Origin of the sequence: Enterococcus sp. HMSC072F02, assembly GCF_001837725.1 — a bacterium.
Classification (GTDB): Bacteria; Bacillota; Bacilli; order Lactobacillales; family Enterococcaceae; genus Enterococcus_B; species Enterococcus_B lactis.
In genome coordinates, this window is sequence record NZ_KV833976.1 from 39751 (window position 1) to 53926 (window position 14176).

The following is a 14176-nucleotide window of genomic DNA, read 5'->3' on the forward strand; positions in this document are numbered from 1 at the left end:
TAACTCCCCCTAAAATAAACCAAACTTCTTCTTTTTTACCTCTTCATAGACTGGATAACTGATCTCATCCCCGTTGATCAGGTCCTTTGCGACTTGTTTCATCTGTACTACTTTTTCCTTACCAAAGTCCTTGGCGATTTGCTCATAACATTCTTTTAAGTAAAAGGTACGTTTAGAGACACCATGGGCATCGGAAGCAGCCATTTGCACGAGGTTATGTTTGACCATCGTTTTGGCTGTTTTCTGGATTTCTTTGCCAAATACACCGACATAACTTGGTGCGGTGAGTTGGGCCAAGCATCCCATATCTAGGAATGGCAGCAAATGATTCGGGTCTTTACGAAAATGCGCGTTGCGTTCTGGATGGACGATCACTGGTGTCTTTCCTAGTTGTAACAACTCAAAAAAGAGCCGTTCTGCATATAATGGCACTTCCAGTGTCGGAAATTCGATTAGAAGATATGTATCATCTAAATCTGTAAATAAAATTTCATCTCGGTGGATGTCTTCAATCAGTGTTCCGGTAATACGTACTTCTTGTCCTTCCAATAACGTCAAAGGCAATTGTCTTTTCTCTAATTCTGCTTGTAACGAAGCGACTAGAGAAATGACTTGTGATTTTTCATTGCTGTATTTTCCATTATTGTGATGGGGTGTGCATAAAATATGTGTGATCCCTTGTTGAATCGCTTTTTCAGCCATGGCGATACTGGCATCTAAGTTTTCTGCTCCGTCATCGATTCCTGGCAGGATATGGCAATGTAGATCGATCATTTCTCTTGTCTCCTCTCTTTTTATTTCTTAATTCCCGTAGTAATAGCCGGCATCTTTGCTGTGTTCTGCCCCATTGTATACAACACCAAGGACTCGCGCTTGTACCATATCTAACAGTTCTTTTGCTTTAGTCAATGATTCTTTTCGTGACGTATTTTCACGTACGACCAATAAGGTGCCATCCGTTTTTGAAGACATGATCTGTGCATCTGTTACGGCAACGACTGGCGGCATGTCGAAGATCACTACATCAAATAGTTGTCTTGCTTCTGCTAAAATTTGATCCATTCTTGGCGAGCTTAGTAACTCTGATGGATTTGGTGGTTTAGGTCCACTTGGCAGAATCGACAAATTGTCGACTGGTGTTCGTTGGATCTCATCTGCTACACTTCCTGATGAACTAAGGACATTACTTAATCCGCTTGCGTTGTTCAACTTGAACGTTTTATAGATGACGGGCTTACGTAAGTCTGCATCGACTAGCAGCACCCGTTGACCAGATTTGGCAAAAACAACGGCAATGTTTGCTGCAGTGGTCGATTTCCCTTCTCCAGGTCCTGATGAAGTCACAACAATCGTTTTGATTTGCTGACCAGCTGCGGAGGCAAACTGGATATTCGTCCGAATCGTACGATATTGTTCAGCGATTGGTGAAGAGGGATTTGTGAGTGTGACCAAACTGACTGCATGAGTTTGGGTTGCTTTTTGTTTCTGTGTTCGTGCCATTTTTCTTTCCTCCTAGACTCTTGAGCGGCTTCTGCGTGATGGCGCTGTTTTATCGTTTGTAGCTTTTGGTTGTGTCGGAGCTGGTCCTTTTTTACGGATACCAGCATTCAATTCTTTCGCTGACATTTCTGGTACAGTCCCTAAGATTGGGAAGCCTAATGTATCCGTCACATATTTTTCATCTTTCACTGTCCGATCGAGTAATTCAAATAAGAAAGCTAGACCTACGCCTACCATCATTCCTAACACTAAGCCAATCACTAGATTCAATTTATTATTTGGCGAAACAGGTGTCGTATTGGCAACTGCACCTGAGATGATCGAGATTTTATCGACATTCATCACATCTTTGGCGTTCTCTTGGAATACTTGTGACGTTGTATTAGCAATCTGTTGAGCCGTCACTGCATTCGTGCTTGTTGCTTGGATCGAGAACATTTGTGAATTTTGTGACTGATTGACGGAGATAGCATCTTTAATTTGTCCAGCAGTCATTTTCACATTGTCTTCTGTTTCTAAACGATCTTTGACTTCATTTAGTACTAGATCACTGACAATCATATCCTTATACGTATTGATCATTTGCAGGTTCGTATTGACATCATTGACATTTGCAGTATCTGATTGCGGCAGTGTCACAATCAATTGGGCTTGTGAGCTGTATTTTGGCGTCAAGATGAAAAACGTCACGATGCCTGAGATGGCCAAGCCAGCAAACATTGAGATGAGGATTGTTATCACGTGTTTGCGTAATGTTTCAAAAATTTCTTTCAAGCTGATTGTCTCTTCCATTTTTTCTCCACTTTCCTATTTATTCTCTAGATTCATTTGATCTTTTAATTCTTTTTTCACACGGTCAAGTTCTTGATCGCTGACTTTTTGGTATGAGATATTGTCTTGCATGAAGCCCTCTCCTTGCAGCTGATCTTGCTTGATCGTACCAAATGCATCCCGATAATCTAAAGCAATCTTTTTCATTTCATCAAAGCTCATGTCTGTTTTCATATTCGACTCTAGAGCATTCAAAACAGATTGATAGTTGCTTACACCGTTCAGACTCAATACTTTTTTCACTACACCTTCTACGATCTTTCTTTGACGTTCTTGTCTGCCGTAGTCACCGTTTGGATCTTCATAACGCATACGAGAATAAGACAATGCCTGATCCCCGTTCAATGTGATTTTACCGATCGTAAAATCATAGCCATCTTGTGAGAAGGTGAGGTCATTATTGACTTCGATACCACCAACTGCATCAACGAGTTCTTTTAGACCTTTCATATTGATTGAAACATAGTGGTCGATTGGGATGTCCACATATTTTTGTACGGTATCCATTGCCATAGCAGCTCCACCGAATGCGTAAGCGTGGTTGATCTTGTCTTTTGTATCATGTCCAACGATGTCGACATACGTATCCCGAGGAATGCTGACAATCGTTGTCTGTTTATCTTCAGGACTGACTGTGGCAACCATCATCGTATCTGATCGTCCTTGATCGACCCGTCCTAAATCTCCCGTATCGATCCCCATCAATAGGACAGAGAAGGATTCTTGTTTGTCCAGATCAACTGGTTTTGTTCGTTCTCCTTGGGTTCGTTCCACTGATTCGTAAGTTTTTTCAATAGAATGTGAGAGATCTAGATATAATTTTGCTCCTACTCCTACGATTGCTAATACTAATACGACAAGAATTGCTAAAATAATTAGAAATATCTTTTTCCCTCTTGATTTTCTTCTTCGTTTTGCCATAGTTTCCTCCGTTTGCTAGCTTTGCTTGAATCCTCGCTTTTACTATTAATAGCTCGTATTGCTATAGCCCATTTGCTGAGCGACTGTTTCTGCTTTTGACGCGTATGCGGCTCTTATTTTTTCATTCCGGATCTGTTCGATGAGACTGAGTGCGGTCAAATATTGATCGTAAGTAGCAGTAGCTGTTACTTGACCATCTTTCAGCATCGTATCGAATAGCTGATCTAGTTGCGTGACTTGTGCAATTTGGGTATCAGCGAATCCTAGATATTGCATAACGACTGTTTTCCAAGCACTATCCTTAAAAAAGCTCATATTTTCACGTACATGGGCGACATCTGCACTTGCCAACTTTTCTTTGATGATGACATCATCCACAGCTTGCTGCCAGTTTGATACGTTTTTAGTAAATAATTTATTGACAGCCGTCTGGATCTTCAGTTTTGATTCTGCATCCTCTGACTGTGTTAAGACTGCTTTCTTTTCTTCTTGGATCGCAGCAGCTTCTTTAGGTAATTCTGATTCCTTGATGTCATAATCATCTGCCGAAAGTTTGATAGAAGATAGTTTATGTGACAAATTTGAAACTGTTTCTTCTGTTATTTCAGGATTTAGGAAAATTTTTTCTTTTGTACTGTACAGCTTATCTACTTCTTTTGATAAAGAGGTCACGGTGTCTTTTTGATTGGTGATGGCAGATTCTGCGTAATTGATCCGTTGATGATGTTGCCGCTGATTATTGAAATGGTATCCAAACAAGCAAATCACAATAGCGCCTGTGCCTACCGCCACAGTAGCCAATAACTTGACGAACGGCTTTTCCATAGATTCACTCCTAAATATTGATGATAGATAAATAAAGATGTGATTCATTCACATCAGAATGACCGCTTTTTATTTTAAAAGCATAATTAAACTAATATATTCATAGAAATATTTATAAACAGGTTTTCCCTATATAATCATACCACAAACAGTTTTCTTGACTAGGGAAATTCCTAATTTAAAAGTAAATAAAACAGTAACAAGATTATGATTAATCGTTTTTATTTTTATTTCCTCTCTTTTCATGAGCATTTTGAAAATTTGAACAAAGAATAAAATAACAAAAATTATTAAAATATAATTAATAACAGCTATTTATATTTATAACAAAAAAACAGAGACACAGCACGTTTCGTGCATGCTCTCTGTTTTTCAAACAAAAGATTATTTTGTGATGATTTGATCCAAACTTGCTAATGACAAAGCCATGGCAGCTATTTGACTAAGTTGTGTTAGTCGGTTCTTACGTACTGCTGGTTCATCAGCCATGACCATCGTTTGATCAAAATAATTTTCGATCAGTGGACGAAGAGCGACAAGCTGGTCGTAGTTTTCGTGGATCGTTTGGTCAGCAAAACTTGCTTTCATTGCTTCTACTGCTTTGTGTAATTCTTTCTCTGCGTCGTTTTCGAACAGCTTAGGGTCTACTTCTGATTGTTTTTCAAGTTGAGCTTTTTTCGCTAAATTCACGACACGTGTCAAAGCTTCCATTGACGGTTTGAAGTCTTCATCTGCAAGATGTTGTTTGAACAGTTGTGCTGCTGCAAATACTTTTGTCAGATCTTTTTGTTCCGCATTCAAAACAGCATCAATGACATCATGACGGATGTTCTTCGTGGTCAATAATTGGCGTAGACGCCCTTTGATAAAGTCGATCACTTGTTGTTGCCCTTCTGATAGACCAATGCCGAAACGATCCGTATCTTTACTGATAACATCACTAATCGTTTCTTGCAGAACAGACAAAGGAAAGGCCCATTTTTTCGACTCGATGATCCGAACGACACCGTATGCTTGGCGACGTAAGGCATACGGATCGTTTGACCCGCTTGGAATCATCCCAACTGCAAAGAAAGAAAAGATGCTATCTAATTTATCTGCAATCGCTAAAACAGAACCTACTGTAGACTGAGGTAGCTCTCCTTCACTGGATATAGGCATGTAATGCTCACGAATCGCTGTCGCTACAGCAGGTTTCTCGCCTTTCAGCAGAGCATATTTTTCGCCCATAATCCCTTGTAGTTCAGGAAATTCCCCTACCATGTTGGTTACTAGATCAAATTTATAGATTTCAGCAGCTCGTTGCAGATCCATCAATTCTTCCTCAGATAGTCCTACTTGTTCGCCAATGATATGGGCAATGACTTGTACCCGCTGCATTTTCTCATAGATACTACCGATTTTTTCATGGAAAGTAACAGTTTTTAGTTTTTCAACGTATTGGTCGATTGAAGCTTTCTTGTCTTCATTATAAAAGAATTCCGCATCTTCTAAACGAGCCGTCAATACTTTTTGATTGCCTCGAACCACATTTTCCAATTTTACCCGATCGCCATTACGAGCAGAAATAAAATGAGGAAGCAGCATACCTTGATCGTTCCGTACTTCGAAATAACGTTGATGTTCTTTCATAGAAGTGACTAGTACTTCTTCAGGAACAGAAAGATATTTTTCTTCGAAGTCGCCAGAAAAGACAGTTGGATATTCGACTAAATTGTTGACTTCTTCTAGTAAATCTTCGTCTAGATCAATAACCCAATGATTTTTTTCGGCTAATTCATTGGCTTGTGTAACGATCATTTCTTGTCTTTTTTGCGGTGAAGCAATAACGAATTGTTCATTCAATTTTTCTTCATATTCTTTTGCATGCGCAAATGTCACATCTTCGCCTAAGAAACGATGACCTCGAGAGGCTCTGCCTGTTTTGACATCTAAGATCTCAAACGGGATTACTTCGTCATCTAACAATGCCACGATCCAGTGAATAGGGCGGATATATTCAAAATCGTATTCTGCCCAATGCATCGTTACAGGGAAAGTCAGGCTTTTAATGACATCTGCTAAACCTGTCAATACTTCTTTTGCTTCCTTACCATGAGTGTATTTCGTTACATAGACATATTCTACACCTTTTAATTCTCTAAAAGTAATAGCATCTGTCGTCAGACCTTGTCCGCGGACAAATCCTTCCGCAGCTTTCGTCCAGTTTCCATCTGCATCCAAAGCAATTTTTTTGGCTGGTCCTTTGACTTCTTCTTCACTGTCCGCTTGACGTTCTGGAATGTTTGTTACTTTGATTGCTAAACGGCGCGGTGTGGAAAATGTTTCGATCGTACCATAAGTCAATTGGTTTTCATCTAAAAATTTTGCTGTTTTTTCTTCTAATTGTTTCATGCTTGGTGTGACAACATGGGCAGGCATTTCTTCCAGCCCGATTTCAAGTAATAAGTCTTTTGCCATCTTATTCAGCCTCCTTCACGGTTTCTGGATTTGCTGTGTTTTTATTCAACAAAGGGAATCCTAATTTTTCGCGTTCTGCCACAAAGATTTTGGCTACAGCACGAGCCATGTTGCGGATGCGAGAAAGATAACCGGCACGCTCTGTTACGGATACTGCACCGCGAGCATCTAATAAATTGAATGTATGGCTGCATTTCAAGATATAATCATACGCTGGATGAACAAGATTTTCATCGATACAGCGTTTAGCTTCTTTTTCAAAACGATCAAAGTTGCTTAGTAACAAGTCTTGGTCACTTACTTCAAAAGAATATTTGGAATGTTCATATTCTGGTTGTTTGAAGATCTCGCCATATTTCACGCCATCAGCCCATTCTAAATCATAGACACTTTCAACTTCTTGGATATAAGAAGCAAGACGTTCTAGTCCATAAGTGATCTCAGAAGTTACTGGTTTACAAGGCAGTCCACCAACTTGTTGGAAGTACGTGAATTGTGTGATTTCCATTCCGTCAAGCCATACTTCCCAACCCACACCGGCACAGCCCATGGATGGGTTCTCCCAGTTGTCTTCAACAAAACGGATGTCATGTTCTAATGGATCGATTCCTAAAAGTCGCAAGCTTTCTAAATAAAGTTCTTGGATATTCTCAGGTGAAGGTTTCATCACGACTTGGAATTGATGATGCTGATACAAACGGTTTGGGTTTTCGCCATAACGTCCATCAGCTGGTCGGCGAGATGGCTCTACGTAAGCAGCATTCCATGGTTCTGGTCCGATTGCCCGTAAAAAGGTATATGGGCTCATCGTACCTGCTCCTTTTTCTGTGTCATACGCTTGCATCAGCATGCAGCCGTTTGATGACCAAAATTTTTGTAATGTTAAAATCATATCTTGGACGGTCAATTTTTTACTCATCTGTTTTGCCCCTTTCAATTTTAAAGAGTTGCTGTCAAATAAGAATACAGGAAAGAAAACGACAAAAAATCCCTATGTCTGATTACAGACATAGGGACGAATAATTCGCGGTTCCACCCTACTTCCGAATAAAGATTCGGCAGCTTCATTTATCGTACTCGCAAGTGCCTCTTCAAAAATCGTTTGGGTCCGGCTCCCACTCTCCCGAACTCGCTAAACCACGTGTTTTTTACTGATCTTGGTCAATGTACGTATTCATTTTGCAGTTTTCTTGTTTCTATAATAGATCCTCTCAGTGAACGATCTATTTGATCTACGGTTAATAATAGACGGAACTCCCTGTGTTTGTCAAATGGTTTTGATTTTTTGTTGTATGTTTCATTTACTATTCTTCTTTTTTAGGTAGATCTTTTTCAGACATGTCTTTCTCTGGCGTCTTTAATACGTGTGCCCAAGACTTCATTTGATCAATGAACTTTTTGCTTTTCAAATGGATACCGACATATTCATCATACAGCTGGTCGATGAGTTCAGGGATTGCTTGTTTGGTTTCTTCTTTCAGATGGATTCCACTGATTTTATCATAAGAAATAGCTGAAAACATCCGAACGAAATAAACAGCTCGAGGATCTGCATGATAACGGTGATCATCCATCGACCAGTGTCTTTCGCATATCACACCACCATATTTGGAAGAATAGTCAAATTTTCCTTTTGTTTCCCCACATACGACGCAGTGTGTCCAGATTGGTGCAATTCCGAAGCGTTGCAGTATTTGGACTTCAAAAATATTCGTGATGATTTCTGCATCATCTCCTTGGTCCATCCGTTGCAGTGCTTGTTGCGTAAACTGGAACAAATGCGGGTCGTACTGATGATCTTCGATTGCCGCATCTACTAGATTCAATAAATATGTGCCATAGCCGCTCAAAAAGATGTCTTCTTGGATGTGTCGAAACGCATGGACATCTTTGACACTGCTTAAAAATGACAGACCTTCACTTCGAAAATTCCCGATATAAACTGCTTCAGTAAAAGGGAGCAAAGCCGGAGCTAAGGGCTGATTTTGCCGATGGATCCCTTTGATATAAAACATCATTTTGCCAGAAGATTCTGTAAAGATTTTGACTAATTTATCTTTTTCTTTGTAATTACGGCTAGATAAAATCAAGCCTTTTGATTCTGCAAGCTGGCTCATATTCTCCCTCCTAAAAAATAAATCTGGAAAAGCAGATTCTGCCGATCCAGATCATTTATGTTGCGATCTTCCGCAGCTTTTCTCAACACGCGGATTTTTATCCAGTTTATTTCTATACCTAACTTACAAGAAGCTCAGAATATCAGTATTCGTCTTTTCGGTAGCCGAAGTCTTGCAGATAGACTTTTTTGTCTCGCCAGTCTTTTTGAACTTTGACCCAAAGTTCTAGAAAGACTTTGTCTCCTAAAAGATTTTCGATATCCTTTCTTGCTTTCGTTCCTACTTGCTTCAGCATTTTTCCGCCTTTGCCGATAATGATTCCTTTTTGGCTATCTCTTTCGACAATAATCGTAGCCTGGATATGGATTTTATCATTCTCGTTTCGCTTCATCGAATCAACAACGACTGCGACAGAATGAGGCACTTCGTCTCGTGTTAAAAACAAGACTTTCTCACGGATCAATTCAGAAACGATGAAGTATTCAGGATGATCAGTCACTTGATCATCTGGAAAATATTGTGGGCCCTCTGGCATTTCACTGACTAATACATCCATCAAACGTTCGACGTTGTTTCCTTCTGTAGCAGAGATTGGAATCACTTGTGCAAAGGGCATCTGCGTTGAATAATCTTCAATGATTCCCAACAACTCGTCTGGATGGATTTTATCGATTTTATTGATAATCAGATAAACAGGAGAATGCACGTTTTTTAGACGTTCAATAATAAAATCGTCTCCCCGACCGCGTTTTTGATCAGCGCTGATCATAAATAAGACCGCGTCCACTTCTTTCAACGCACTGTAAGCTGCTTCTACCATAAAATCTCCTAAACGATGCTTTGGTTTATGGATTCCTGGTGTGTCAATAAAAATCAACTGAGCTTCTGGTGTAGTATATACTCCTTGGATTTTATTTCTAGTTGTCTGTGCCTTATCACTCATGATGGCAATTTTTTGACCCACGATTCGATTCAATAAAGTGGATTTTCCTACATTCGGGCGGCCGACGATTGCGACAAACCCTGATTTATGTTCTGGCATATACGTTCTCCTTTTTAATTAAACAACAAATGATATATTTTAGGGACAAATAAAATCAACCCAACGATAACGGCAAAACAAGCGGTCACTAAAACTGCTCCAGCTGCCATATCTTTGATTTTTTTCCCAATCGGATGAAAATGAAAATCCGTAAACATGTCCACGACATTTTCAAAAACAGTATTGATGATCTCTACTATCCATACGAGAAAAACAGCTAAAAGCAGCCATAACCATTCTATCCGATCAAGTTGGAAAATCACGCCCATAAACAAAGCGAGGATTCCGAACGCAACATGTTTCCTCATGTTGCGTTCTTCCTCAAAAACGGTTTTGACTCCTTGGACGGCAAATTCCACGGACATCAGGAAATGTTTGTTTTTCTCTACGTTTTTATCTTTTAAGTCCATAGGCATCTAAGATCTCTTTCTGTAAACCAAACATTTCTTTCTCATCCTCTGGTGTCATATGGTCATACCCGTTGATATGCAAGAATCCATGAACCGCTAAAAAGCCAAGTTCCCGATCATACGAATGGCCGTAAGCTTCTGCTTGCTCTGCAGCACGTTCAGTAGAGATCATGATGTCTCCCAGTACACGAGGTAATGGATTCTCTCCATCTTCAAAAATCACTGGGATTTCGTCTTCGCCCTCTTCTTCCAAGGCAAAACTGATGACGTCTGTCGGTGCATCTTTTCCACGGTAATCACGATTGATTACTTGGATTGCTGCGTTGTCCATGAAAGTAATAGACATTTCTGTTTCTTCTGGCAACTCTAAATATGATGCTGCAAATTGCAACAAGTCGTCGATTTCTTTCATTTTCTCTTCTGATACTTGGTTTGTTTCATCCATGAAAGTAATATCCATTATACATCGCTTCTTTCTATTCTTCTTGCTATTCTTCTTGTTCTTCTTTTATCTTCTCAACTTCCGATTTCATTTTAGGATATTTGATCCGAGAATGGAAGGTACTGCTTAAACCGCTGATCAATGATTTTTCTACTTTACGGATTTCTTTTAACGTCAATCCACTGTCGTCCAATTGTCCATCGGAAATACGCTCTTCTATAAGATTATGGACAAAACTTTCGATTTTTTCGCTCGTTGGATGGTCCATTGCCCGTACTGCCGCTTCACAACTGTCAGCTATATTGACGATTCCTGCTTCACGGCTTTGAGGTTTTGGTCCAGGATAACGGAATTGCTCTTCCGTGACTTCCGGGTTGCGTTCCTTTGCCTTAACGTAGAAATAACGCATCAGCGTGGTTCCATGATGCTGTCTGCAAATATCGATCACCATTTGCGGCATATTATAATCTTCCAATATTTTGGCACCATCTGTCACATGTCCAAAGATAATATGTTTACTGTCTTCTGGCAATAAGAAATTGTGCGGATTTTCCGCTCCTGAAGGCAAGTTCTCAACGAAAAAGCTGGCGTGTTTGATCTTGCCGATATCATGATAATAGCAAGCTACTCGAGTTAGTAAAGAACGTCCACCGATTTCTGCTACAGCATTAGCACTTAGATTGGCTACCATCATGCTATGGTGATACGTACCTGGTGCTTCTTCCAGCAACTGTTTCAATAAAGGATGATTAGGATTGCTGAGTTCATTTAATACGATCACACTATCATCATTGACCATCAATTCAATATAGGGGTGCAGACCTATCGTCAGCAAGAATGAGAACAATGCACCTGTGAATCCGCAGACTAGCGTTAACCAAGTCGTTGCATCCCCAAAGCTCATTCCTTGGTAGATAATCAAAATGACATCCATCATCACAGGAAAAATAATGACCCACATAGCAGCGGATAACCCTTGTTCTGAGATCCGTTTGCGTCTGACGATCGTTGCCATGAGACCAGAAAATACATAGGACATCAAAATAACTGTCAGAAAGTTCGTGCCAATCGAATCATAAAAAATGAAAAGTGCGGATACTGCTTGGAAAATACCAGCCATGATCCCTGCTCTTCGATTCAAGAAAAAGCTTAAAACAAGTGGAGCAAAAGCCGCGGGGTAAAACAGCGGAATATAAGCAGCTTGTTCTGTTTGGAAGAGTTGGAAAAATTTCATTAGTACGACGCTGACTGACATTGCTGTCACGTAGAAAAGTACGTATTTTGTTCTTTCTCCTGCATTTTGAAATTGGAGTGAATTATAAATCAGTACACCGATTTGAAGCAAAACAGCTAAAACCATGGCAATGAGTGGGAAAATCGAAGTCGTTTGATTCGTCAATCCTAGTAATTCCAATTTTTTCATCGCTGAAGCATCAATTTGATTTCCTTCGCGAACAATGATTTCTCCTTGGAAGATCATCACTGGTTGTACAGCTTCTCGTGCAGATTGTTTTAATTCTTCTGTCTTTTTCTCATTCAATACATCATTGACTACAATGCCTTGATCCACTAAGTAGCGAATCATTTGTTGCTGCTCTGTTGTGACATTCAAATATTGAATCTGATCTTCTGCTTCTTGTTTAAAAGCTTCCAATTCGCTTTCACGAACTTGTTTACTCATCTGTTCGTCAATGAGCTTCAAACTTTCATCCCTAACCGTGTGAATTTCCGTTTCAGTCATTTCAAATATCGTCGAATAAAAATTGTTCGGCAGTTTTTGGTAAAACGCAACGTTTTCTGCATTCACGTTTTCAAAATTTTTCTTCAGTGTAGCAATCCGCTCTTCTGTAGTAGGTTTCGGGATATTTTCATCTTCCTTCGCCTTATCTACCTTGTCATTATAAGATTTGTTGATGGTATCATTCGTCTTATCGATCAATTCGAATAATTGCTTGATCCGATTGTTCTGGTCATCTGCCAGATCTTTTTGATAAGTATATTCTGGAGTCACTGCTTCTGCTGCCAGTTTTCTTCTTTGTTCGGTTTCTTCCGTGTTCTCGATCGTTTTATTCGCACGGATACTCTCTTCTGCTACTTGGCCTTCTCTAAAATCATTGGCCTTTTGTTTGACACTACTAAATGTAACGCCGCAGACAATGATAAAAAACAAGAACAGAAGGAAAGGCAATGCTGCCTTTCCGAGTTTTTCTTGTAGTTTCTGCAGTGTTTTATTCAACATGTGCTTATCCTCCTAAACAAAGCTTATTCTTGATGAAGATCCGCCTTTTCATAAGCTTTGATGATTTCGGCAACTACAGGGTGCCGAACAACGTCACTTGCTTCAAAATTAACAAAATCGATTTTTTTGATTTGCTTTAGTGTTCGTTCTGCATGAACAAGACCACTTGTCGTCCCTCGAGGCAAGTCTATCTGACTTGTATCCCCATTGACAATCATTTTTGATTGATAACCGAGACGGGTCAAGAACATTTTCATCTGAGCGACTGTCGTGTTTTGTGCTTCGTCCAAGATAACGAATGCATCATCCAATGTCCGCCCCCGCATGTAAGCTAAAGGTGCGATTTCGATCACGCCTCGTTCCATCAATCGGTTCGTATGATCCAATCCAAAAATTTGGTATAAAGCATCATAAACAGGCCGCAGATAAGGATCCACTTTTTCTTTCAGATCCCCGGGTAGAAAGCCTAGGTTTTCCCCTGCCTCCACAGCGGGCCGTGTCAAAATGATTTTTTGCACTTCGCCTTTTTTTAAGGCAGCAATTGCTAATACTACGGCAAGAAACGTTTTCCCTGTTCCGGCTGGCCCTACACCAAATACGATGTCATGTTTGGCTACCGATTCAACGTATTTCTTTTGACCGCTGTTTTTTACCCGTATAGGTTTTCCATTACGGTCTTTGACGATCTCTTCCTCATACATCTCAACAAAATAATCTAATGTACCTTTTTGCCCCATTTTCAGTGCCGTCACAACATCTGGTGTACTTACGTGGATTCCTCGTTTGATCAATTCCTGTAATGTCCGAATGACTGAGGCAGCCAAGGAAATCTGGGATTGTTCACCAATGATCTGAATGATTTCTCCACGTGTATGGATGGTTGTTTCCGTTGTTTCCTCGATCAGTTTTATATGCTTGTCGTGTGCACCTAAAAGCATGCTGACATCATCAGCAGCTGTCAATCTAATCTCTAAAGAACTAGACTCTTCCGTCAAAAATAGACATCCCCTTTTTTTCGATTCATTCTTTCCTATTTTACCATACTCAGAAGAAACTATATAGCAAATAAGAAAAGGTTGTAAAAGAGTCGCTTAACCATACGTACCAAGAAACGTTAAAAAATAGCCGTTTTTCATTCGCTAAAGGTCTCGTTTTGATAAAAAGAATCTGAGAATGTAAGTTATATGAAAGTGGAGAACAAAATATTCCGTTTCATTCAGCAGGTATTCTCTAGGTATTTTTCTTGTTTCAAAAAAAGAAAACAAAATAGTTAAAATATTCTTGCATTTCAAAAAAAACAGGTGTATTATTACGTCAACAAATAAACATACAGCAAAGCGTCGAGGAAAACAGTAGGCTATTCAACGATTTATTCCCAGTGAGTCATGT

13 protein-coding genes are annotated in these 14176 nt (G+C 39.7%); all 13 read right to left on the minus strand.

Features of this window, described 5'->3' with window-relative positions:
• Positions 1-9: 9 nt before the first annotated feature.
• The 13 genes from HMPREF2731_RS12420 to HMPREF2731_RS12480 all read right to left on the minus strand — a co-directional run bounded on the left by HMPREF2731_RS12420 (position 10) and on the right by HMPREF2731_RS12480 (position 13782).
• Entirely contained in the window at positions 10-774 is a 765-nt protein-coding gene (locus HMPREF2731_RS12420) for a tyrosine-protein phosphatase (RefSeq protein ID WP_002337445.1), read from the minus strand.
• A gap of 27 nt (positions 775-801) precedes the next feature.
• Positions 802-1500: a CpsD/CapB family tyrosine-protein kinase gene (locus HMPREF2731_RS12425; RefSeq protein WP_070873100.1), complete on the minus strand. Its 699-nt coding sequence runs from the start codon at positions 1498-1500 to the stop codon at positions 802-804.
• Between the two features lie 12 nt (positions 1501-1512).
• A complete protein-coding gene (locus tag HMPREF2731_RS12430) occupies positions 1513-2292 on the minus strand; it encodes a YveK family protein (RefSeq protein ID WP_002308654.1) in 780 nt (259 codons plus the stop codon).
• 15 nt (positions 2293-2307) lie between these two features.
• On the minus strand, positions 2308-3252 hold the full coding sequence (locus HMPREF2731_RS12435; RefSeq protein WP_070873102.1) for an LCP family glycopolymer transferase: 945 nt from the start codon (positions 3250-3252) through the stop codon (positions 2308-2310).
• A 45-nt stretch (positions 3253-3297) separates the two neighbouring features.
• A complete protein-coding gene (locus HMPREF2731_RS12440) occupies positions 3298-4077 on the minus strand; it encodes a hypothetical protein (RefSeq protein ID WP_070873103.1) in 780 nt (259 codons plus the stop codon).
• A 384-nt stretch (positions 4078-4461) separates the two neighbouring features.
• Positions 4462-6537: a glycine--tRNA ligase subunit beta gene (glyS, locus tag HMPREF2731_RS12445; protein ID WP_070873105.1), complete on the minus strand. Its 2076-nt coding sequence runs from the start codon at positions 6535-6537 to the stop codon at positions 4462-4464.
• A 1-nt stretch (position 6538) separates the two neighbouring features.
• Positions 6539-7456 (minus strand): glycine--tRNA ligase subunit alpha, encoded by a 918-nt coding sequence (gene glyQ / locus HMPREF2731_RS12450; RefSeq protein ID WP_002305598.1) that lies wholly within the window; start codon positions 7454-7456, stop codon positions 6539-6541.
• A 385-nt stretch (positions 7457-7841) separates the two neighbouring features.
• Positions 7842-8654, minus strand: coding sequence for a DNA repair protein RecO (recO, locus tag HMPREF2731_RS12455; RefSeq protein ID WP_070873107.1), 813 nt, complete (start codon positions 8652-8654; stop codon positions 7842-7844).
• Between the two features lie 142 nt (positions 8655-8796).
• Entirely contained in the window at positions 8797-9696 is a 900-nt protein-coding gene (gene era / locus HMPREF2731_RS12460; protein WP_002288753.1) for a GTPase Era, read from the minus strand.
• A 14-nt stretch (positions 9697-9710) separates the two neighbouring features.
• The gene (locus HMPREF2731_RS12465; protein ID WP_002316408.1) at positions 9711-10106 is read right to left on the minus strand and encodes a diacylglycerol kinase family protein; all 396 of its coding nucleotides are present in this window, start codon (positions 10104-10106) and stop codon (positions 9711-9713) included.
• The gene (gene ybeY / locus HMPREF2731_RS12470; RefSeq protein ID WP_070873109.1) at positions 10090-10566 is read right to left on the minus strand and encodes an rRNA maturation RNase YbeY; all 477 of its coding nucleotides are present in this window, start codon (positions 10564-10566) and stop codon (positions 10090-10092) included. Before ybeY ends, HMPREF2731_RS12465 begins: the two co-directional genes overlap by 17 nt.
• Before the next feature lie 28 nt (positions 10567-10594).
• Positions 10595-12787 (minus strand): HD family phosphohydrolase, encoded by a 2193-nt coding sequence (locus tag HMPREF2731_RS12475; RefSeq protein ID WP_002291699.1) that lies wholly within the window; start codon positions 12785-12787, stop codon positions 10595-10597.
• Between the two features lie 23 nt (positions 12788-12810).
• On the minus strand, positions 12811-13782 hold the full coding sequence (locus HMPREF2731_RS12480; RefSeq protein WP_002291698.1) for a PhoH family protein: 972 nt from the start codon (positions 13780-13782) through the stop codon (positions 12811-12813).
• Positions 13783-14176: the final 394 nt, after the last annotated feature.

What these genes read in the sequence shown, in the direction of transcription:
- glyQ (WP_002305598.1), bottom strand. Translation starts at nt 7,456, where the DNA reads ATGAGTAAAAAATTGACCGTCCAAGATATGATTTTAACATTACAAAAA.
- HMPREF2731_RS12425 (WP_070873100.1), bottom strand. Translation starts at nt 1,500, where the DNA reads ATGGCACGAACACAGAAACAAAAAGCAACCCAAACTCATGCAGTCAGT.
- HMPREF2731_RS12440 (WP_070873103.1), bottom strand. Translation starts at nt 4,077, where the DNA reads ATGGAAAAGCCGTTCGTCAAGTTATTGGCTACTGTGGCGGTAGGCACA.
- HMPREF2731_RS12465 (WP_002316408.1), bottom strand. Translation starts at nt 10,106, where the DNA reads ATGGACTTAAAAGATAAAAACGTAGAGAAAAACAAACATTTCCTGATG.
- ybeY (WP_070873109.1), bottom strand. Translation starts at nt 10,566, where the DNA reads ATGGATATTACTTTCATGGATGAAACAAACCAAGTATCAGAAGAGAAA.
- HMPREF2731_RS12420 (WP_002337445.1), bottom strand. Translation starts at nt 774, where the DNA reads ATGATCGATCTACATTGCCATATCCTGCCAGGAATCGATGACGGAGCA.
- recO (WP_070873107.1), bottom strand. Translation starts at nt 8,654, where the DNA reads ATGAGCCAGCTTGCAGAATCAAAAGGCTTGATTTTATCTAGCCGTAAT.
- glyS (WP_070873105.1), bottom strand. Translation starts at nt 6,537, where the DNA reads ATGGCAAAAGACTTATTACTTGAAATCGGGCTGGAAGAAATGCCTGCC.
- HMPREF2731_RS12435 (WP_070873102.1), bottom strand. Translation starts at nt 3,252, where the DNA reads ATGGCAAAACGAAGAAGAAAATCAAGAGGGAAAAAGATATTTCTAATT.
- HMPREF2731_RS12475 (WP_002291699.1), bottom strand. Translation starts at nt 12,787, where the DNA reads ATGTTGAATAAAACACTGCAGAAACTACAAGAAAAACTCGGAAAGGCA.
- era (WP_002288753.1), bottom strand. Translation starts at nt 9,696, where the DNA reads ATGCCAGAACATAAATCAGGGTTTGTCGCAATCGTCGGCCGCCCGAAT.
- HMPREF2731_RS12430 (WP_002308654.1), bottom strand. Translation starts at nt 2,292, where the DNA reads ATGGAAGAGACAATCAGCTTGAAAGAAATTTTTGAAACATTACGCAAA.